Genomic DNA, 17,044 nt, shown 5'->3' on the forward strand with positions numbered 1-17,044 from the left:
CTGAACTGCGGATACATTCCCCTTGCCGGTTGGACCCCAATGAACCTCAGCCTGAGCGACATCGCGCCACCCCTGCGCTGGACCTCTCCCGGCCAGGTAGCGCCGATCGCCAACGACCCCCGCCTCCCCGAGGCGTGGTGGCAGGCGCTTCCGCTGGAGCGTGCCTGCTCCATCGTCGGGACCCCCGAGGTCGCGGGGCGGCTCGCCGACCTCGCCCTGTCGTGCTGGGGCCATCTGATGCTCGGCGACGTCCTGCCCCTGCTCAGGTTCGCCGACCCGGCGTCGAGCGTGCACACGCCCGAGGGGCTCGGCCGCGAGACCGTGCACAAGCTCTTCACCGGGGTGCTGGAGCGGCTGCTCGAACCCGTGACCGAGGACAGCGTCGCCCCCGTCCCGGCCTCCCGGCCGGACCGGCCGCTGCCGGAGCTGATCGACGAGGTCTTCGCCACCCTGGACGAGCGCCAGCGCGCCATCGCCAGGGACCGCCTGTACGCCTCCCAGCGGGTGACGCTGGACGAGCTGGCCCAGCGGTTCTCGGTGACGCGCGAGCGCATCCGGCAGATCGAGCGCGACCTGCGCGACCACGTGGACACCTGGCTCTCCGGCCCGGACGCGGCCCCGCTGGTGGCGCACGTGTCGTGGCTGCGCGGCCGGCTCGGCTCGGCGGTGCCCGCCGACGACCTGGCGGCGGCGGTGCCGTGGCACCGCGCGGAGCTCAAGACGCTCTCCATCCCGGCCTGGCGGTTCGTGCGGACCCTGCTGACCGGCTACGAGCAGGTCGACGGGTGGCTGGTCGCGGGGGGCGCCGACGAGCTGCGGGAGAAGACCCGGCAGCTGTTCACCGACGGGCCCCGGCCCCTGGCGGAGGCCGTCACGCTGGTCAGCCAGCTCGGCATCCGCGAGGACGTGGCCGAGCGGTGGCTCGTCTCGGTGCCCCAGCTGCGGGTGCTGGAGGAGCACGTGGTGCCCTGGCCGCGCAGCGTCAACGACAAGGCGGAGGCCGTGCTCGCGGTGGCGGGCGGCGCGCTGACCCCCGAGGAGATCCAGGAGCGCATCGGCGAGGACTACAGCCTGGTCGGCATCCGCAACCAGCTCACCGCCGACGACCGGTTCCTGCGGCTGGACCGGAACAAGTACGGCCTGACGCGCTGGGGCGGCGAGCAGTACCTCGGCATCCGCGAGATGATCGCCCGAGAGATCGAGCGGGCCGGCGGGGAGGCGCCGGTCAACACGATCGTCACCAACCTGACCTCCCGCTACGACGTGAGCGAGAGCTCGGTGCGCGCCTACGCGGGCGGTCCCGGCTTCGAGCGCACCCAGCGCGGGTGGATCCGGGTGGCGGGGGCCGAGCAGAGCGACTACCAGCCGCGCCGCGACGTCGCCTCTACCCGCCGCTGCTTCCGCAGCCGGGACGGCCGCTGGTGGCACCGGGTGGACGTCAACGCCGAGCACCTGCGCGGCTCCGGCTCGCCGCTGCCCACCGGCTTCGCCGCCTACCTCGGCATGGCCCCGGGGGGCCAGCTCACCGCCTCCACCCCGTCCGGCGACGTGGTGATCAGCTGGCACAACCAGCCGACCATGGGCTCCATCCGCCCGATCCTGGTGGCCGCGGGCGCCTCCGAGGGCGACCACGTCTTCCTGACGGTCTCCGACGGCGGCGAACTGCTCACCCGCTACCTGCCCGCGGCGGTCCCCGGCATCCCGGCGCTGAACCGGGCCCTGCACCTGATCGGCTACACCGCCCCGGTGGCCTCGGAGGCCGAGGGCCTGCGCCTGATCGGCGGCCGCATCGGCCTGTCCGAGGGCGCCGCCCGCGACGAGGTCCTGGCCCGCCTGCGGGACCGCGGCGACCGCGACATCCTCACCTTCCTGGAGGGCGCCGCCTGATGGGCTTTCCCGGCGCACGCCGTCCGACGAGCCGACGGGGGCCGTTCCGTGCTGAGACTCCTTGACCCCGGCGGCCGGGCCGACCGGGTCGTGCCCGAAGGGGCCCGCTCCCTGCGGATGTACACCTGCGCCCCGCCCGCGGACCGCCCCGCCCGGCTGGGCGACCTGCGGCCGCACCTCCTGGCGGACCTGGTCAGGCGGGTCTGCGAGCGGCACCGGCTCCGGGTCGTCCTGCACCGCGTGGCCGGGGATCCCGGCGGGCTCCACGGGACCGGCTCCGGGGCTTCCGGCGGGCTCCACGACGGGGCTCCCGGGAAGACCGGCGGGTCCTGCGACGGGGCTCCCGGGGAGACCGGCGGGGCACCTGGTGAGACCGGCGGGGCTCTCGGCGCGGGCGGGTCCTCCGTCCGGGAGGACGTGCCCTCCCACGAGGAGGCGTTCCGCGCGGACGCGACGGCGCTGAACCTGCGCCCGCCCGAGCACTCGCCCCGCGGGAGCGAGGCCGCAGCCCTGCTCGCCGAGATGGCCGTCGTCTCCGAGGCCCTCCCCCCGGCCGGGGGACACGTCCTGCTGAGCTCCCCCGAGGAGACCGTCCTGCTGGAGGCGGTCGCCCCGGGGGCGGCCCGGCGGCCGGTCCGCAGTGCGCCGCTGCGCTTCGAGGGCGGAACGGCGGGCGGGAGCGCCGGGGCGGGCGTGTCCTTGGGGGACGTGGCGGCGGCGGGCCTCGATCCGCTGGCCGTACGGCTGGCGCTGCTGGGACACCGCCACCGCGAGCCGGTGGACCTCACCTGGGACGCCCTGCGCGCCGCCGACCGGGCGCTGCGGCGCCGGCGGGCGCGTGTCGCGGAGTGGTCGGAGTCCCCCAGCCGGCCGATGCCCGCCGAGCGCGTGGCCCGGATCGAGGCCGCCTTCGACGACGACCTCGACACGCCGCTGGCGCTGCGGTTGCTGGACGAGATGGAGGGGGACGAGTCGCTCGCCCCGGGCTCGCGGTTCGAGGCCTTCCTCCACCTGGACCAGGTCCTCGGCCTGGATCTGCCGCTGGACATCGGCCGGCCCCGGACCCTCCCGCCGGGCGCGGACGAACTGCTGGAGCGGCGCCGGAGCGCCCGCGAGTCCGGCGACCAGACCGCCTGCGACCTGCTCACGCGTGAACTGGCCGGGCTGGGCGTCGAGGTCGCCGACACCCCGCAGGGCCAGTCCTGGACGGTCCGGTAGCGAGTCCCCGGTGCGGTTCGCGGTGAATGTCGGTGCCGCCCGCTAGCGTCCCGTCTCATGAGTGAGATCGGTGTTGTCGTACGACCCGCCCGGGCGCAGGACCTGGACGGGGTGGTGGCCTGCAGCGCGGCGCTGTTCGTCGAGGACGCCGGGACGCGGGACCCGTCACTGAACATCGCCTGGCCGCGCGAGCACGGCGCGGCCAGGTTCGCCGCGGCGATGGACGACCCGGCCCGCCTCGTCATGGTCGCCGACGACGGAGGGCGGATCGTCGGCCACCTGACCGGCTCGCTGTCCGGGCCCACCGCGATGCGGCCGGTCGCGGTGGCGACGCTCGGCAGCATGTACGTCCAGCCGCCCTACCGGGGGCGCGGCGTCGGCTCCCGCCTGGTGGCGGAGTTCCGGAGCTGGGCGCGCGAGCACGGCGCGCAGTACGCCGGGGTGACGGCCTACGCGGGCAACGAGGGCGCCGTGCGCTTCTACCTGCGCCACGGTTTCGCGACCCGCTCCACGGTCCTGGAGACGGCGCTCTGACCGGCATGGCACGTTACCAACGCCGGACGTTGGCAACGTGCCATGTCGGTCTGCCGCCATGCGCGCCGGGCGTCCCATCGGTCGGCCGCGGAGCGCTAGGCGCTGGAGTTCCGGCGGGACGGCGCCTTCCCGCGCTCCGCTTCTTCGCCGGGGCCTACGGCAGGGCGTGCGGGCTGACCACGATGCCGTCCTCGTCGCTGTAGAGCCAGGCGCCGGGGGCGAAGGTGACCTCGCCGAAGGTGACGGGGACGTCGAGGTCGCCCCTGCCCGCCTTGGCGCTCTTGCGCGGGTTGGAGCCCAGCGCCTTGATGCCGAGGTCGAGGCCGGCGAAGGCGGCGGTGTCGCGGACCGCGCCGTTGACGACCACCCCGGACCAGCCGGAGGCGACGGCCGAGGCGGCGATCAGGTCGCCCATCAGGGCGGTGCGCAGCGAGCCCGCGCCGTCCACCACCAGGACCCGGCCCTCTCCCGGCGTGGCCAGGACCTGCTTGACCAGGGCGTTGTCCTCCAGGCAGCGGACGGTGGCGATCGGCCCGGCGAAGCGGGCGCGCAGGCCGTACGAGCGGAACTGCGTCACGCAGCTCGCCAGGATGTCGCCGTGGGCGTCGATCAGGTCGGCGGTCGTGAACTCCATGCGCCGCATTCTCCCGGACGCGATCGCGGCCCTGCCCTCCCGGGTGACCCTCGTACGGGCCGCGGTCCTCCCCGCCCGGAGTGGCCCTCGTCCGGGCCGGGGTGCGCGGAGCCCGTGCCGTCGCGGCGGATCCGGCGGAGGGGCCCTTCCCGGCCTACCTTCGCCGCCGCGCCCGCGCCCGGGTCCACCACGGCGGCGTGCGGGGGTAGTTGCCGTCCTCCAGGTTCGCCAGCCGCTCGAAGACGTTCCAGGAGCCGGGGTTCCCGCAGACCAGCACCGAGACGGCCACCGCGGCGACGTAGAGCGGGAGCATGGGCAGCCCGGCGCACGCGGCGTACTGCGAGGCGTGCCGGTCCTCGTGGCGGAGCAGGGCGCCGGTCAGGTAGCCCTCGCCGTGCCGGGTCAGGACCACGTTGCCGACCGTGAACGCCCCGGCCACCGGGAACGGGATGCGGTAGCCGTGCGCCAGCAGCAGGCCGTCCGGCCCGGCGGTCAGCCGGGCCCGGCCCAGGCGGGCCACCAGCAGCCCCAGCGGGGTGGAGAGGTTCGCGTAGTTGAGCGCCCGCCGCGCCCGGTGCCACCGTCGCATACGGCGATTGTGCGCCCTGCGGACGCCCGGCGACAGGGCGGGCCGGCGGGGGCGTGCGAGCGGGAGGCGGAGCCGGCGGGGGCCGCGAGGGAAGGCGCCGCGGGGGAGGATCGTGGGAAAGGGCCGCGAAGAGGGGACGCGGGAAGAGGCCACAGGGAGGGGACGCGGGAAGGAGCCGCGGGGAAGGGCTCAGCCCAGGCGGCGGTAGCGGCCCTCGTGGTAGAGCAGCGGCGAGCCCTCCGCCGGGGTCGCCACCGCGACCACCGCGCCGACCACGATGGAGTGGTCGCCCGCGTCGTGGACGGCGGTGGTCCGGCACTCCAGGGTGGCCAGCGCGTCGTCGAGCAGCGGGACGCCGAGCCCGCCGTGGTGGTGCGGGCGGCCGTCGAGCTGGCCCGCGAGCGGGCGGCCCCGGTGGGCGAAGAAGCGCGAGACGTCCTCGGCGGTGTCGGGCAGGACCGACACCCCCCACACCCCGGCGGCGAGCACCGCGTCGTGGAACCGGGCGACCTTCTCCGCGCAGAACAGCGCGAGCAGCGGGTCGAGGGAGACCGAGGCGAAGGAGTTCACGGTCATCACGTGGTCGATCCCGCCGAGCCGGGTGGTCACGACGGCGATGCCGGTCGCGAAACGGCCGACGGCCCTGCGGTAGGCGTCGCGGTCCACTGGCTGCTCAACGTGCACGCACGCCACCATACGCAATCAGGACGAATCTGATCTCACCGGGTGCGATCCGTGCGGGTGGCCGCTGAGCAGCCATGATCCGCTCCCCGGCGGGACGAGCAGGGCGCCCGCGAGCGCGGCGAGCAGCCCGCCGTACAGGTAGACGTAACCCGAGACGTCGTCGGCGATGACCAGGTCGCCCTCGGGGCGCGCGGTCAGCCAGAGCGTCGTGACCGCCAGCCAGCCGGCGGCGGGCGCCATAGCCCCCGCCCGGCCGCCCATCGCACGCCCCGCGCCGTGGCAGACGGCGAAGGTCCCCAGGACCCAGCCGATGGCCGAGACCGGGACGGGCCGGAGGTACCACGAGTGCTGGAAGCCGCCCAGGAGTCCCATGAGGGCGCCGAGGAGGACGAGCACGGCGTAGGCCGCGGCGGTGAGCAGCCGCGGCGGCGGCCCCGCGGCCGCCTGCGCCCCGCCCGTCACGGGGCCCGTCGCCGGGCCCGCCTCAGGAATTCCCTCCACGAACACCGAGGCTAGCCGATGCCCGCGAAGAGATCGTCCTCGCGGTCGTACGGCTCGCCGACGCCGCCGGCCTCGACCGGCGCACCCGTCCCCGGGGGGCCCGGCACGCCGCGGCGCAGGATGTACTGCTCGACCCCGAAGGCCTGCTGCCCGATGCCGTTGGACAGGGCGAACCAGGGCGGGTCCACGCTGATCTGGGTGGCGTGCGCGCGCATCGCCTCCAGTTTGGCGCCGACGTGCTCGCGGGCGTCGATCTCGGTCGTGACGTCCTCGTCCGCGCAGCCGTACGGCAGGTCCTCGGCCTCGGCGACCCGGAAGGGCGCGTCCGCCTCGCGCATCGCCTCGGCGGCCCGGCGGACGGCGGACCTGGTCATCGCGGTGAGGTAGAACTTGGCGATCCGCCACGGCTCGCCCTCGCCGAACGCGGGGTCGCCGGCCAGCTCCAGGGCGCGCCAGGAGACGCGGTGGGCCTGGATGTGGTCGGGATGGCCGTAGAAGCCGTTGTCGTCGTAGGTGACGAGGACCTGGGGGCGCACCTCGCGGATCACCTTGACCAGTTCCCCGGCGGCCTCGTCGAGGTCGGCCTGCCAGAAGGCGTTCGGGCGGTGGTTGGAGGCGGCGCCCATCATGCCCGAGTCGCGCCAGCGTCCGGCGCCGCCCAGGAAGCGGTGGTCGGCGACGCCGAGCGCCGCGCAGGCCGCCGCCAGCTCGCCGACGCGGTGCGCGCCCAGCATGTCGTCGCGGTCGGCGGCCAGATGGGCGAGCTCCGGCGGGATGACCTCGCCCTCCTCGCCCAGCGTGCAGGTGACCAGGGTGACCCGGGCGCCCTCGGCGGCGTACTTGGCCATGGTGGCCCCGGTGCCGATCGTCTCGTCGTCGGGGTGGGCGTGTACCAGCAGCAGGCGCCGATCGTTCATGACTCAGAGCGTATCGGGGCACCGGGGGCGACCCGGGCGGGGAGGAAGCCGTGCACCGGCGGCGGCCCTGGTGAGCAGTTAATTCGCATCTTAAGTCGCGTATGCCCATTTTCTTTCATAACAGCCTTCACTCGAACGTCTGCGGGCGCCGTGGAATGCGCTGTCAAGCTGGCAGGATGGGCGGTATGAGTGAGAGCTTCCCTCGTCTCCATGCCCGGACCCGCCGCTTCACCCTGGGGGTGCCGCGTGGCTTCACGATCTCGCCCGACGGCTCCCGGGTCGTCTTCCTGCGGACGAGGAGCGGCTCGGACCCGGTCACCTGCCTGTGGGAGTTCGACGTCGCCGGAGGCGGTGAGCGGCTGATCGCCGACCCCCGCGCGCTCGACGCGGGCGAGGAGGACCTGCCCCCCGAGGAGCGCGCCCGCCGGGAGCGCAGCCGCGAGCAGGCCGGCGGCATCGTCGGCTACAGCACCGACGGCGCGGTCACCACGGCCGTCTTCACCCTCGCGGGCGGCCTGTACGCCGTGGACCTGAAGACCGCGGGCGTGCGCCGCCTGGCCACGTCCGGCCCGGTGATCGACCCGCGGCTGTCCCCCGACGGGAGCTACGTCGGCTACGTGACCGGCGGCGCCTTCCACGTGCAGAGCCTGGCGGACGAGGTGGACCACGTCCTGGCCCGGCCCGAGGGCCCGGGGGTGACCTACGGCCTGGCGGAGTTCATCGCGGCCGAGGAGATGAGCCGCATGCGGGGCCACTGGTGGTCCCCGGCGGGCGACGCGGTGCTGGTCGAGCGGGCCGACGAGTCGGCGGTCCAGGAGTGGTTCGTCGCCGACCCCGCCAACCCGTCCCGCCCCGCCGTCCCGCAGCGCTATCCCGCCGCGGGCACGCCGAACGCGAAGGTCGAGCTCTTCGTGCTCGGCCTGAGCGGCTCCCGCGTCCAGGTCCCCTTCACCGACGAATACCTCGTCAACGCCCGCTGGGACGCCCACGGCCTGGCGATCGTCACCCTCTCCCGCGACCAGCGGTCGATGAGGCTGCTGAGGGTGGACCCGGCCACCGGGGAGTCGGCGCTCGTCCGCGAGGACACCGACGACGCCTGGGTGGAGATCGTCACCGGCGTGCCCGGCCACCTGTCCGACGGCACCCTGGTCTGGGTCGCCGACTCCGACGGCGGGCGCCGGCTGGTCATCGGGGACGAGCCGGCCACCCCGCCCACCCTCCAGGTCCGCGAGGTCCTCGACATCGACGGCGACACCGTGCTCTTCCGGGCCAGCGGCGGCGACCCCGCCGAGATCGCCGTCTGGGCCTACCGCGACGGCCGGATCACCCTGGTCAGCCCGCCCGAGAGCGGCGTCTACAACGGCCGCACCGCGGGCGGCACCCTCGTGCTCGTCGGCCAGACCCTCGACAGCGAGGGCCCGCAGGTCCAGGTCCTGCACCACCACCGGCCGCGCGGCCACATCGCCTCGCACGCCGAGCGGCACGGCCTGGACCTGCGGGTCTCCCTGATCCGCACGGGCGAGCGCGAGCTGTCCACCGCGGTGATCCTGCCCAGCGGCCACGTGCCCGGCTCGGCCCGGCTCCCGGTCCTGATGGACCCGTACGGCGGGCCGCACGCCCAGCGCGTGCTGGCCGCGTCCGGCGCCTACCTGACCAGCCAGTGGTTCGCCGACCAGGGGTTCGCGGTGGTCGTCGCCGACGGCCGGGGCACCCCCGGGCGGGGCCCGGAGTTCGAGCGGGCCGTCCTGCACGACCTGGCGGGGCCGGTCCTCGACGACCAGGTCGACGCCCTGCACGGCGTCGCCGAGCGCTTCCCCGACGACCTCGACCTGTCCCGGGTGGCCATCCGCGGCTGGTCCTTCGGCGGCTACCTGGCGGCCCTGGCCGTGATGCGCCGCCCCGACGTGTTCCACGCGGCCGTCGCCGGAGCCCCGGTGACCGACTGGCGGCTCTACGACACCTGCTACACCGAGCGCTACCTCGGGCAGCCGGAGGAGGGCCACTACGACGCCTCGTCGCTCTTCGCCGACGCCGAGAAGCTCGACCGGCCGCTCCTGCTGATCCACGGCCTGGCCGACGACAACGTGGTCGCCGCGCACACCCTGCGGCTCTCCTCGGCGCTGCTGTCCGCGGGCCGCCCGCACAACGTGCTCCCGCTGTCCGGCGTGACCCACATGACCCCGCAGGAGGTCGTGGCCGAGAACCTCCTCCTGCTCCAGGTCGACTTCCTCAGGAGGTCCCTCGGCATCGGCTGAACCGGTACGGCGCGCGGGCCCGGCCCGGGCCCGCGCGCCGGAGTGCGGCCCGCCGTACCTCGGCGTGGCCCGCCCCGCCCAGGCCCGTGCGCCGGGGCGCGGCCCGCCGCCCGTGCCCGGGCGGCGGGTTCACCCCGGCTGCCGCGGAGTGCCGGCTACCGCGGAGTGCCGTGCCAGCTGCTCCACAGGGCGGCGTAGGAACCGCCCGCGGCGACGAGCTCGTCGTGGGAGCCCAGCTCGCTGATCCGGCCGCCCTCGACCACCGCGACCCGGTCGGCGTCGTGCGCCGTGTGCAGGCGGTGCGCGATGGCGATCACCGTGCGGCCGTCGAGGACCGCGGCCAGCGACCGCTCCAGGTGCCGGGCCGCGCGCGGGTCGATCAGCGAGGTCGCCTCGTCGAGGACCAGGGTGTGCGGGTCGGCCAGGACCAGCCGGGCCAGCGCCAGCTGCTGGGCCTGGGCCGGCGAGACCTCCTCCCCGCCGGAGCCGACGGCGGTGTCCAGGCCGTCCGGCAGGGCCGCGACCCAATCTCCGGCGTCCACCGCCGCAAGAGCCGCCCGGATCGCGTCGTCGTCCGCCTCCGGGCGGGCGATCAGCAGGTTGTCGCGGAGCGTGCCCCGGAACACGTGGTGCTCCTGGGTCACCAGGGCCACCTGGCCGCGCAGGTCGTCCAGGGGGAGCTCGACCAGCGGCGCCCCGCCGACCGTGACCTTCCCGGCACGCGGGCCGTGGATGCCCGCGAGCAGCCTGCCCAGCGTGGACTTGCCCGCGCCGGACGGGCCGACCACGGCCAGCCGCTCCCCCGGCCGGACCGCCAGGTCGATGCCGTGCAGCACGTCGCGGCCCTCGCGGTAGGCGTAGCGCACCCCCTCGGCCCGCAGCTCCCGGCCGTCCGGGGCGGCGGTGCCGGCCTCCCGGTCGTCCGGCACCTCGGAGACGCCCAGCAGGCGGGCCATGGAGGCCCCGCCGACCTGGAGCTCGTCGATCCACATGAGCAGCCGGTCGAGCGGGTCGATGAGCTGCTGCACGTAGATCACGGCTGCGGTGACCTGCTCGATCGAGGCCCAGCCCTCGATGTAGAACGCGCCGCCGGCGACCAGCGTGGCCACGATCGGGATCACGTAGCCGAACTCGACCGCCGGGAACCAGACCGTGCGCAGGCCGAGGGTGTAGCGCTCGGCCGCCCACGACCGGGCGATGTCGGCGTCGGTGCGCCGGTGGCGCCGCTCCTGCAGGCCCAGCGCCTCCACCGTGCGGGCGCCGTTGACCGTCTCGGCGAGGCCGTCGGTCATGTCCGCGTAGGCGGCGCTCTCCCGCAGGTAACCGTCCCGGGCGCGCCTGAGGTACCACCGGGTGGAGAACCAGAGCACCGGGGCGGCCAGCAGCGAGGGCAGCACCAGCAGCGGTCCCACCAGCACCAGCGCGCCGACCGTGACGGCGCAGGTGACCAGCGCGATCAGCGTCTCGGGTACGGCGTGCCGCACGGTCCGCGACAGCGAGTCCACGTCCCGGGAGGTCCGGGTGATGAGGTCGCCCGACCCGGCGCGCTCGACCACCGAGAGCGGCAGCCCGAGCACCCGGCCGACGAACTCCTCGCGCAGCTCGGCCAGGACCTTCTCACCGAGCGCGGAGGAGGCGTAGACGGCGTATCTGACCAGCACGGCCTGGCCGGCCAGGAAGCCGGCCACGGCCAGCGCCACCGCGGCGGGGGCGACCCCGGCGCCGTCGTGCACGTCCTGGACGAGCCCGCCCAGCAGCCACGGCACGGCGAGGCCGCAGGCGGCGGCCAGTCCGTGCAGGACCAGGGCCGCCGCCAGCGCCCGGGGGTGCTTCAGGGTGAGCCGGCGGGCGTAGGCGCGGACCTGTGCCCGGTCGGCGACCGGCAGGATCCGTCCGCCGTCCGGCTCGGCGGATCCTGCGGTCTGTCCGTCCACTCGTTCACTCACGGCGGATCAGTCCTCCCCTCGGGTGACGGTGGCGGCGTAGGCGGGCGCGGTGGTCAGCAGCTCGCGGTGGGTGCCCTGGGCGCGCGCGAGGCCGCCCTCGACGTAGATCACGTGGTCGGCGCGGTCGAGCACCAGCGGGCTGGTCGTGCAGACCAGCGTGGTCCTGCCCTGCCGGGCCTTGGCGAGCCGGTCGGCGATGCGGGCCTCGGTGTGCGCGTCGACGGCGCTGGTGGGCTCGACCAGGATGAGCACCTCCGGATCGGCCACCAGGGCCCGGGCGAGCCGGAGCCGCTGCTGCTGGCCGCCGGAGAACTCCCGGCCGGACTCGGCGACGGGCGCGTCCAGACCGCCGGGGAGCGCCTCGACGACGTCCTCGGCGCACGCGGCGTGCAGCGCCTCGGCCAGGACCTCCTCCGGGGCCGTGCCCGAGACGTCCAGCTCGTCGCGGAGCGTCCCGGCGAACAGCCGCGCGCCGTTGTCGGCCACCAGGATCCGGCGGCGCACCTCGGCGAGCGGCAGCGTGTCCAGCGGCACGTCGCCGAAGTCCACGTCGCCGCCGGCGTAGCGGCCGAGCCGTTCCGCGACGGCGACGGCCTCCTCGGGCGTGGCCGCCGCGACGGCGGTGAGCGTGCCGGGGCGGACCGCGACCCCGGAGGCCACGTCGCGGAGCAGGCCGCCGTCCGAACGGGCGGCGCCGCCGGTCATCTCGGGCTCCAGGTTCAGGATCCGCACCACCCGGCGGGCGGACACGTGCCCCTTGGTCAGCTTGTCGGCCGCCTCGGTGAGGGTCCGCATCGGGGCGACGAGGAAGACCGCGTAGCCGTAGAAGGTGACGAGGTCACCGGGGGTGATCCGGCCCTCGATCGCGAAGGCCGCGCCGAGCCAGGTGACGGCGGCGATCAGCAGGCCGGGCAGCAGGATCTGCGCGCCCTCCAGCGCCGAGTCCACCGCGGCCACCCGGACGCCCGCGCGCCGTACCCTCTGCGACTCGGCGGCGTAGCGGTCGGCGAAGACCTGCTCGCCGCCGACGCCCCGCAGCACGCGCAGGCCAGCGACGATGTCGGCGGCCCGGGTGGACAGCTCGCCCTGCAGGTCGCGGTGGGCGTGCTGGCGCCGGTGCAGCGGCTTGAGCAGCGGTGCCACGGCGGCCGCCATGAGCGGGACACCGGCCAGCACCGTCAGGCCGAGCACCGGCGACATCCCGAACATGATGACGGTCACCGCGGCGACGGCGACGACCGCGCCGGTGCCGCGGAGCAGGATGTCGATCGCGTTGCCGATGTGGGCGATGTCGGAGTTGCCGACGCTGACCACCTCTCCGGTGGACATCCGCCTGGGCAGCGTCGCCCCCAGCCTGGTCGCCTGCCGGACGGTGACCTGGACGGTCCGGTAGGCGGCGCTCAGCCAGTTGTGGACGGCCATCCGGTGCCGCATGACCCCGGTGACCGCCTGTGCGGCGCCCAGGGCGAACGTCAGCGCCCCCCAGGTGAGCAGTCCGGGCAGGTCCCTGTCGGTGATGGCGTCGATGCCGTTGCCCACGAAGGCGGGGACCAGCGCCATCGTGAGCCACCACAGGATGGCGTAGGCGATGCCGACGGCCAGGGGACCGGCCTGGTTGCGGGCGATCCAGAGCAGGTAGCGGACCGGGCTTCGGGCGTCGGGGATGCCGGGATCAGCGGCGGGTAAGGAGCGCATGGCCCGTCCAGGCTGGCAAACTCCGCTCTGACCAGGCAAACCATTTTCCGTCCGCGCGGTGGCCCGCACGCGCGCCCGCGCCGCTCCCGTCGGCCCGAGGGCCGGTCCGCGCACCCGTCCGGCGCCCGGTCGGCGCGACATCGACGTCAACGAGGGTTGACGAAAAGACTTCGTCAACCTACATTGACAATATGAGCGATACGGCACAGCTGGCCTCCGACGCCGGCAGCCGCGACCCCGCCGTCGGCCTGCGGGCCGTGCGGGCGCTGCGGATGCTCGTCGACCGACTGGAGGCCCTCCAGGTGGAGAACGCGCGCGAGCAGGGCTGGTCCTGGCAGGAGATCGCCTACTGCCTGGAGGTCTCCAAGCAGGCGGTGCACAAGAAGTACGCGGGGGGCCGCGGTCTCCTCAGAAGGGAGAAGTAGGCATGTTCGAACGGTTCACCCAGGACGCCCGCCAGGCCGTCAAGCTCGCCCAGGAGAACGCCCGGCGGCTCAACCACCACTTCGTCGGCAGCGAGCACATCCTGCTGGGCCTGCTCGACCGCCCGGAGAGCGTCTCGGCCCGGCTGCTGACCCGGCACGGTCTGGACCACGAGCGGGCCTACCGGGCCGTCTTCGGCATGATCCCGCCGCACGCGGGCGACCGGCTCGACGCCGACGCGCTGGAGGCGATCGGCATCGACCTGTCCGCCATCCGGGAGCGGGTCGAGGCCGCCTTCGGTCCGGGCGCCCTGGACCGGCCGCCGCAGCGCACCAACCGGGGCCGCCTGGTCAGCGGCAGGCACATCGCCTTCACCGCCCCGGCGAAGAAGGCCCTGGAGCTGTCCCTGCGCGAGGCCCTCGCCCTGAAGCACAGGCACATCTCCGACGGACACATCCTCCTGGGCGTCCTGCGCGCCGGTCCCGGCCCGGCCCACCGCGTCCTGTCCGGGGCGGACGTCGACCTGGAGACCCTGCGCCGGGAACTCGTCGCCGAGCTCGGCTGAGGACGGTCGCGGCCGGAGGGAGCGGGGCCCTCCCCGGGGCGAGGGCATCGCCGGCGGCCCCCGGGAGCCGTCGGCGGGGCCGACCCCGCCCCTCTCCCGTCGCGGCCCTCGCGGCCCTCGCAGCGGAGTCTCCGCTCACACCGTGATGACGATCTTCGCCCTCGCGTGCTCCTCCTCGAGATAGCGCATGGCCTCGGGCGCCTCACTCAGCGGATACGTCCTGTCGACGGCCGGGACGACCTTCCCGGACTCGACGAGCTCCTTGAGGGCGGCCAGGCTCTCCGCGGTCGTCTTCGCCGCGAGCGGGCGCAGGCTCTGGCCCACGAACAGCGAGAGCGCGAGCGCGCCGACGATGTGGCCCATGGGGCCGATCCGGCGGCCGCCCTCGCCCGAGCACAGGACGAGCGTTCCGCCGGGGTCCAGCACGCTCCGCAGAGCCCGCAGCGAGCGGCTCCCCGCCACGTCCAGGACGAGGTCGTAGCGCCGCCCGCTCCGGGTGAAGTCCTCCGTCGCGTAGTCGACGACGCGGTCCGCGCCGAGTGAGCGGACCAGCTCGGCGTTCCGCGCGCTGCACACGCCGGTCACCTCCGCCCCGAGCGCCTTGGCGATCTGCACGGCGAACGTGCCCACGCCGCCCGACGCGCCGTTGACCAGGACCCGCTGCCCCGGCCGCACCCCTCCCCGGTCGCGCAGACCCTGCAGGGCGGTGCTCCCCGCCAGGGGCACCGCGGCCGCCTGCTCGAACGTCAGGTTCTCCGGTTTGGGACCCAGCGCGCCCTCCCGGACGGAGACGTACTCGGCGAAGGCCCCGCCGGCCGTCTCGCCGAACACCTCGTCCCCGGGGCGGAAGTTCCCCACGTTCCGGCCGACCGCCTCGACCCGGCCGGCGAAGTCCCGGCCCAGGATCCGCTGCTTCGGCTTGAACACGCCGTACCCCATGAGGCGGACCAGGGACGGCTCGCCCCTCATCAGCTTGCAGTCGGCGGAGTTGACGGCGGCCGCGCGGACGCGCACCAGCACCTCGTCGTCTCCGGCAACCGGCCTGCCGATCTCCTCCAGGCGCAGGACGTCGGGGGAACCGTACCGGTCCCGGACGACCGCCCTCATCGTGGTCCTCCGGTCCGCCGCGGGCGTTGGCATGGCGCGCTCTCCGTTCTCCGTCATTCGACGGTCCTCAGGATCTGCTCGATCGACGCCGTCCGCGACCGCAGCTCGGACAGGTCCGCGGCGGAGCGCTGCTGGGCGTCGAGGGTGTTCTCGGCGAGCTGCTCGTAGCGGCGCACGAGCTGTCGCAGGTCCTCCTCCCGGGCCGCCAGCAGCTTCGTCTTGCGGAGCTCCTGGAGGCTCGCCATCACGGCGATGAGGAGGATCACGGCCAGGAGCAGCACTCCGAGGACGAGGACCGTGCCGGGCCAGGTGGCCGTCTCGGCTGCACCGAGGTTCATCAGGACTGCTCCTTGCGGGCGGGACCCTTCTCCGGGTCCGATCTGGTCAGGGTCTCGGCCGCCTCGGCCAGCACCGAGGGGGTCAGGCGCAGGTCGAAGTCCGCGACCTCGTAGTACTTCATGGCCTTGCCGTCCTCCGACAGCTCGAGGGTGCCGACGATCAGGCCGACGGCCTCCAGCCGCTGCAGGTGCATGTGGAGGAGCGGGCGGCTGACGCCGATCTCGCGGGCCAGGCGGCTCACGTAGTCGCGCCCGCCGGCCAGCCGCGCGACGATGCGCAGCCGCAGCGGATTGGCCAGCGCCGCCAGCATCGCGACCAGCTCGTCACCGGTCGGCCGTGCCGTCGTCATGGCGATCCTTCACATGTAAGAATTTTCTTATAGGTGAAACCGTAGCATGCCACTCCGATCGGTGACAGCCCCGGCGGTCAGCTGTGACGGCGGCGTCGACATGGCAGCATGAGGCACAGGAGGTGCCATGGACGTCGACTTCACGACCATCCATCCGCAGTTGATCAGCCTCTGCGAGAGGTACGGCATCGCCGAGCTGGCGGTCTTCGGCTCGGTCGCCCGCGGTGATGCCCGGGAAGAGAGCGACATCGATCTCCTCTATGTCCTTAAACCCGGCACCGAGATCGGTCTTGAGTTCTTCGGCTTTCAGGAGGAACTGGAAGACCTGCTCGGCCGCAAGGTCGACGTGGTCTCCAAGGAAGGTCTCCACTGGATCATCCGGGATCAGGTGCTGAGCGACGCCCGGGTGCTTTATGCGGCGTGACGGTCTTTACAGCTGGTTTCAAAATGAAAGGCGTGTCGGCTGGTGACAGCCATGCCAACCGAAGAAGATCAGCGGTGTGTCTTCCCCCGACCTGGTTCCCGACGATCTGTGGGAGCGCGTAGCCCCGCTGCTGCCGCCCCATCCGCCCCGGCGCCGACGCCATCCAGGGCGGCTGCCGATCGATGACCGCATGGCCCTGGCCGGCATCATCTATGTCCCGCGCACCGGTGTGGCCTGGCGAGACGTCCCGGCTGCGGTGATCGGCTGCTCGGGCGTGACCTGCTGGCGGCGGCTGCGCGACTGGACCGAGGCCGGCGTCTGGCCGCGCCTGCACCAACTGCTGCTGAGCGAACTGCGGGCCGCGGGCCTGCTCGATCTGGACACCGCTGCCATCGACGGCTCGCACATCCGCGCACTCAAAGGGGGGACCACGTCGGACCGTCGCCGGTCGACCGCGGCCGGCCCGGCTCCAAGCACCACCTGATCGTCGATGTGCACGGCACCCCGCTGGCGGCCTCGGTGACCGGCGGCAACCGCCACGACGTCACACAGCTCCTGCCTCTGCTGGACAAAGTCCCGCCCATCCGCGGCGTGCGCGGCCGTCCCCGGCGCAAGCCCCGCGGCCTGTACGCCGACCGCGGCTACGACTACCCCAGCCGCCGCCGCCTGCGCACACGCGGCATCACCCCGGTCATCGCCCGCCGCGGCACCCCGCACGGTTCCGGGCTGGGTGCCGTCCGGTGGGTGGTCGAGCGGACCTTCGCCTGGCTGCACCAGTTCAAACGGCTACGCGTCCGCTACGAACACCGTGCCGATCTCCATCAGGGCCTGCTCGACCTGGCGTGCAGCCTCATCTGCCTGCGCCGTCTCCGGACCTCATTTTGAAACGATCAGTTAGGAGTTGTAAGCACACAGGAAGCCTGCAACGCCTGCCTACAGCTGTTGTCGTACTCCGACCGCGAAAGTCGCAGTCCTCC

General features: G+C 74.2%; 18 protein-coding genes. 8 read left to right on the plus strand and 10 right to left on the minus strand.

All coding sequences use genetic code 11. The features are described from left to right. Positions 1–39 precede the first annotated feature (39 nt). The 3 genes from HS048_RS33790 to HS048_RS33800 are packed head-to-tail and all read left to right on the plus strand — an operon-like array spanning position 40 to position 3,639. Positions 40–1,887, plus strand: coding sequence for a sigma factor-like helix-turn-helix DNA-binding protein (locus HS048_RS33790; protein WP_196469886.1), 1,848 nt, complete (start codon positions 40–42; stop codon positions 1,885–1,887). A gap of 48 nt (positions 1,888–1,935) precedes the next feature. Beyond that, positions 1,936–3,105, plus strand: coding sequence for a hypothetical protein (locus HS048_RS33795; RefSeq protein ID WP_196469887.1), 1,170 nt, complete (start codon positions 1,936–1,938; stop codon positions 3,103–3,105). Between the two features lie 57 nt (positions 3,106–3,162). Further along, the gene (locus tag HS048_RS33800) at positions 3,163–3,639 is read left to right on the plus strand and encodes a GNAT family N-acetyltransferase (RefSeq protein WP_196469888.1); all 477 of its coding nucleotides are present in this window, start codon (positions 3,163–3,165) and stop codon (positions 3,637–3,639) included. A gap of 154 nt (positions 3,640–3,793) precedes the next feature. Here the strand turns inward: HS048_RS33800 and rraA are convergent, their stop codons facing one another. The 5 genes from rraA to mshB form a co-directional block, all read right to left on the minus strand. After that, positions 3,794–4,273: a ribonuclease E activity regulator RraA gene (gene rraA / locus HS048_RS33805; protein ID WP_068901309.1), complete on the minus strand. Its 480-nt coding sequence runs from the start codon at positions 4,271–4,273 to the stop codon at positions 3,794–3,796. Between the two features lie 154 nt (positions 4,274–4,427). After that, the gene (locus HS048_RS33810) at positions 4,428–4,862 is read right to left on the minus strand and encodes a hypothetical protein (protein WP_196469889.1); all 435 of its coding nucleotides are present in this window, start codon (positions 4,860–4,862) and stop codon (positions 4,428–4,430) included. 189 nt (positions 4,863–5,051) lie between these two features. Beyond that, complete coding sequence (locus HS048_RS33815; RefSeq protein ID WP_231647534.1) at positions 5,052–5,546, minus strand: flavin reductase family protein; 495 nt, start codon at positions 5,544–5,546, stop codon at positions 5,052–5,054. A gap of 18 nt (positions 5,547–5,564) precedes the next feature. Continuing rightward, positions 5,565–6,047, minus strand: a complete 483-nt coding sequence (locus HS048_RS33820; protein WP_153054509.1) for a DUF6113 family protein — start codon at positions 6,045–6,047, stop codon at positions 5,565–5,567. An 11-nt stretch (positions 6,048–6,058) separates the two neighbouring features. Further along, the gene (gene mshB / locus HS048_RS33825; protein WP_196469890.1) at positions 6,059–6,964 is read right to left on the minus strand and encodes an N-acetyl-1-D-myo-inositol-2-amino-2-deoxy-alpha-D-glucopyranoside deacetylase; all 906 of its coding nucleotides are present in this window, start codon (positions 6,962–6,964) and stop codon (positions 6,059–6,061) included. A gap of 185 nt (positions 6,965–7,149) precedes the next feature. Here mshB and HS048_RS33830 point away from each other — a divergent pair, with 185 nt between their 5' ends. Continuing rightward, complete coding sequence (locus tag HS048_RS33830; RefSeq protein WP_196469891.1) at positions 7,150–9,219, plus strand: prolyl oligopeptidase family serine peptidase; 2,070 nt, start codon at positions 7,150–7,152, stop codon at positions 9,217–9,219. 155 nt (positions 9,220–9,374) lie between these two features. On the opposite strand, the gene HS048_RS33835 is transcribed toward HS048_RS33830, so the two are convergent. Next, positions 9,375–11,165 (minus strand): ABC transporter ATP-binding protein, encoded by a 1,791-nt coding sequence (locus tag HS048_RS33835; protein ID WP_307832738.1) that lies wholly within the window; start codon positions 11,163–11,165, stop codon positions 9,375–9,377. 6 nt (positions 11,166–11,171) lie between these two features. Further along, positions 11,172–12,860 carry an ABC transporter ATP-binding protein gene (locus HS048_RS33840; RefSeq protein WP_196469892.1) on the minus strand — a complete coding sequence of 563 codons (1,689 nt, stop codon included), beginning with the start codon at positions 12,858–12,860 and terminating at the stop codon, positions 11,172–11,174. 191 nt (positions 12,861–13,051) lie between these two features. Here HS048_RS33840 and HS048_RS33845 point away from each other — a divergent pair, with 191 nt between their 5' ends. Further along, entirely contained in the window at positions 13,052–13,285 is a 234-nt protein-coding gene (locus HS048_RS33845) for an RNA polymerase subunit sigma-70 (protein WP_068901296.1), read from the plus strand. Positions 13,286–13,287: 2 nt separating this feature from the next. Continuing rightward, positions 13,288–13,848, plus strand: a complete 561-nt coding sequence (locus HS048_RS33850) for a Clp protease N-terminal domain-containing protein (RefSeq protein ID WP_068901294.1) — start codon at positions 13,288–13,290, stop codon at positions 13,846–13,848. Positions 13,849–13,983: 135 nt separating this feature from the next. On the opposite strand, the gene HS048_RS33855 is transcribed toward HS048_RS33850, so the two are convergent. From HS048_RS33855 to HS048_RS33865, 3 genes are read right to left on the minus strand one after another with little or no spacing between them, the layout of a single operon-like run. Beyond that, positions 13,984–14,955 carry an NAD(P)-dependent alcohol dehydrogenase gene (locus tag HS048_RS33855; RefSeq protein WP_196469893.1) on the minus strand — a complete coding sequence of 324 codons (972 nt, stop codon included), beginning with the start codon at positions 14,953–14,955 and terminating at the stop codon, positions 13,984–13,986. A gap of 53 nt (positions 14,956–15,008) precedes the next feature. Continuing rightward, complete coding sequence (locus tag HS048_RS33860) at positions 15,009–15,293, minus strand: hypothetical protein (RefSeq protein ID WP_068901285.1); 285 nt, start codon at positions 15,291–15,293, stop codon at positions 15,009–15,011. After that, complete coding sequence (locus HS048_RS33865) at positions 15,293–15,643, minus strand: winged helix-turn-helix domain-containing protein (protein WP_068901283.1); 351 nt, start codon at positions 15,641–15,643, stop codon at positions 15,293–15,295. The genes HS048_RS33860 and HS048_RS33865 overlap by 1 nt, the downstream gene beginning before the upstream one ends. 127 nt (positions 15,644–15,770) lie before the next feature. Between HS048_RS33865 and HS048_RS33870 the strand changes: the two genes are divergently transcribed. Together HS048_RS33870 and HS048_RS33875 are read left to right on the plus strand one after the other, a co-directional pair. Next, positions 15,771–16,067, plus strand: a complete 297-nt coding sequence (locus tag HS048_RS33870; RefSeq protein WP_068901281.1) for a nucleotidyltransferase family protein — start codon at positions 15,771–15,773, stop codon at positions 16,065–16,067. A 76-nt stretch (positions 16,068–16,143) separates the two neighbouring features. Then, positions 16,144–16,952, plus strand: a protein-coding gene (locus HS048_RS33875; RefSeq protein WP_307832739.1) for an IS5 family transposase whose coding sequence is annotated in 2 segments (ribosomal slippage) — positions 16,144–16,486 and positions 16,486–16,952 — 810 coding nt in all. Because the reading frame shifts where the segments join, the coding sequence is not laid out codon by codon here. Positions 16,953–17,044: the final 92 nt, after the last annotated feature.

The organism is Planomonospora sp. ID91781, from assembly GCF_015711595.1.
Lineage (GTDB): Bacteria > Actinomycetota > Actinomycetes > Streptosporangiales > Streptosporangiaceae > Planomonospora > Planomonospora parontospora.

Bases quoted from the DNA above. Each gene is read 5' to 3' on its own strand.
- HS048_RS33830 (WP_196469891.1), top strand. From the start codon at position 7,150: ATGAGTGAGAGCTTCCCTCGTCTCCATGCCCGGACCCGCCGCTTCACC.
- HS048_RS33790 (WP_196469886.1), top strand. From the start codon at position 40: ATGAACCTCAGCCTGAGCGACATCGCGCCACCCCTGCGCTGGACCTCT.
- HS048_RS33850 (WP_068901294.1), top strand. From the start codon at position 13,288: ATGTTCGAACGGTTCACCCAGGACGCCCGCCAGGCCGTCAAGCTCGCC.
- HS048_RS33810 (WP_196469889.1), bottom strand. From the start codon at position 4,862: ATGCGACGGTGGCACCGGGCGCGGCGGGCGCTCAACTACGCGAACCTC.
- mshB (WP_196469890.1), bottom strand. From the start codon at position 6,964: ATGAACGATCGGCGCCTGCTGCTGGTACACGCCCACCCCGACGACGAG.
- HS048_RS33865 (WP_068901283.1), bottom strand. From the start codon at position 15,643: ATGACGACGGCACGGCCGACCGGTGACGAGCTGGTCGCGATGCTGGCG.
- HS048_RS33870 (WP_068901281.1), top strand. From the start codon at position 15,771: ATGGACGTCGACTTCACGACCATCCATCCGCAGTTGATCAGCCTCTGC.
- HS048_RS33800 (WP_196469888.1), top strand. From the start codon at position 3,163: ATGAGTGAGATCGGTGTTGTCGTACGACCCGCCCGGGCGCAGGACCTG.
- HS048_RS33845 (WP_068901296.1), top strand. From the start codon at position 13,052: ATGAGCGATACGGCACAGCTGGCCTCCGACGCCGGCAGCCGCGACCCC.
- rraA (WP_068901309.1), bottom strand. From the start codon at position 4,273: ATGGAGTTCACGACCGCCGACCTGATCGACGCCCACGGCGACATCCTG.
- HS048_RS33855 (WP_196469893.1), bottom strand. From the start codon at position 14,955: ATGAGGGCGGTCGTCCGGGACCGGTACGGTTCCCCCGACGTCCTGCGC.
- HS048_RS33840 (WP_196469892.1), bottom strand. From the start codon at position 12,860: ATGCGCTCCTTACCCGCCGCTGATCCCGGCATCCCCGACGCCCGAAGC.
- HS048_RS33860 (WP_068901285.1), bottom strand. From the start codon at position 15,293: ATGAACCTCGGTGCAGCCGAGACGGCCACCTGGCCCGGCACGGTCCTC.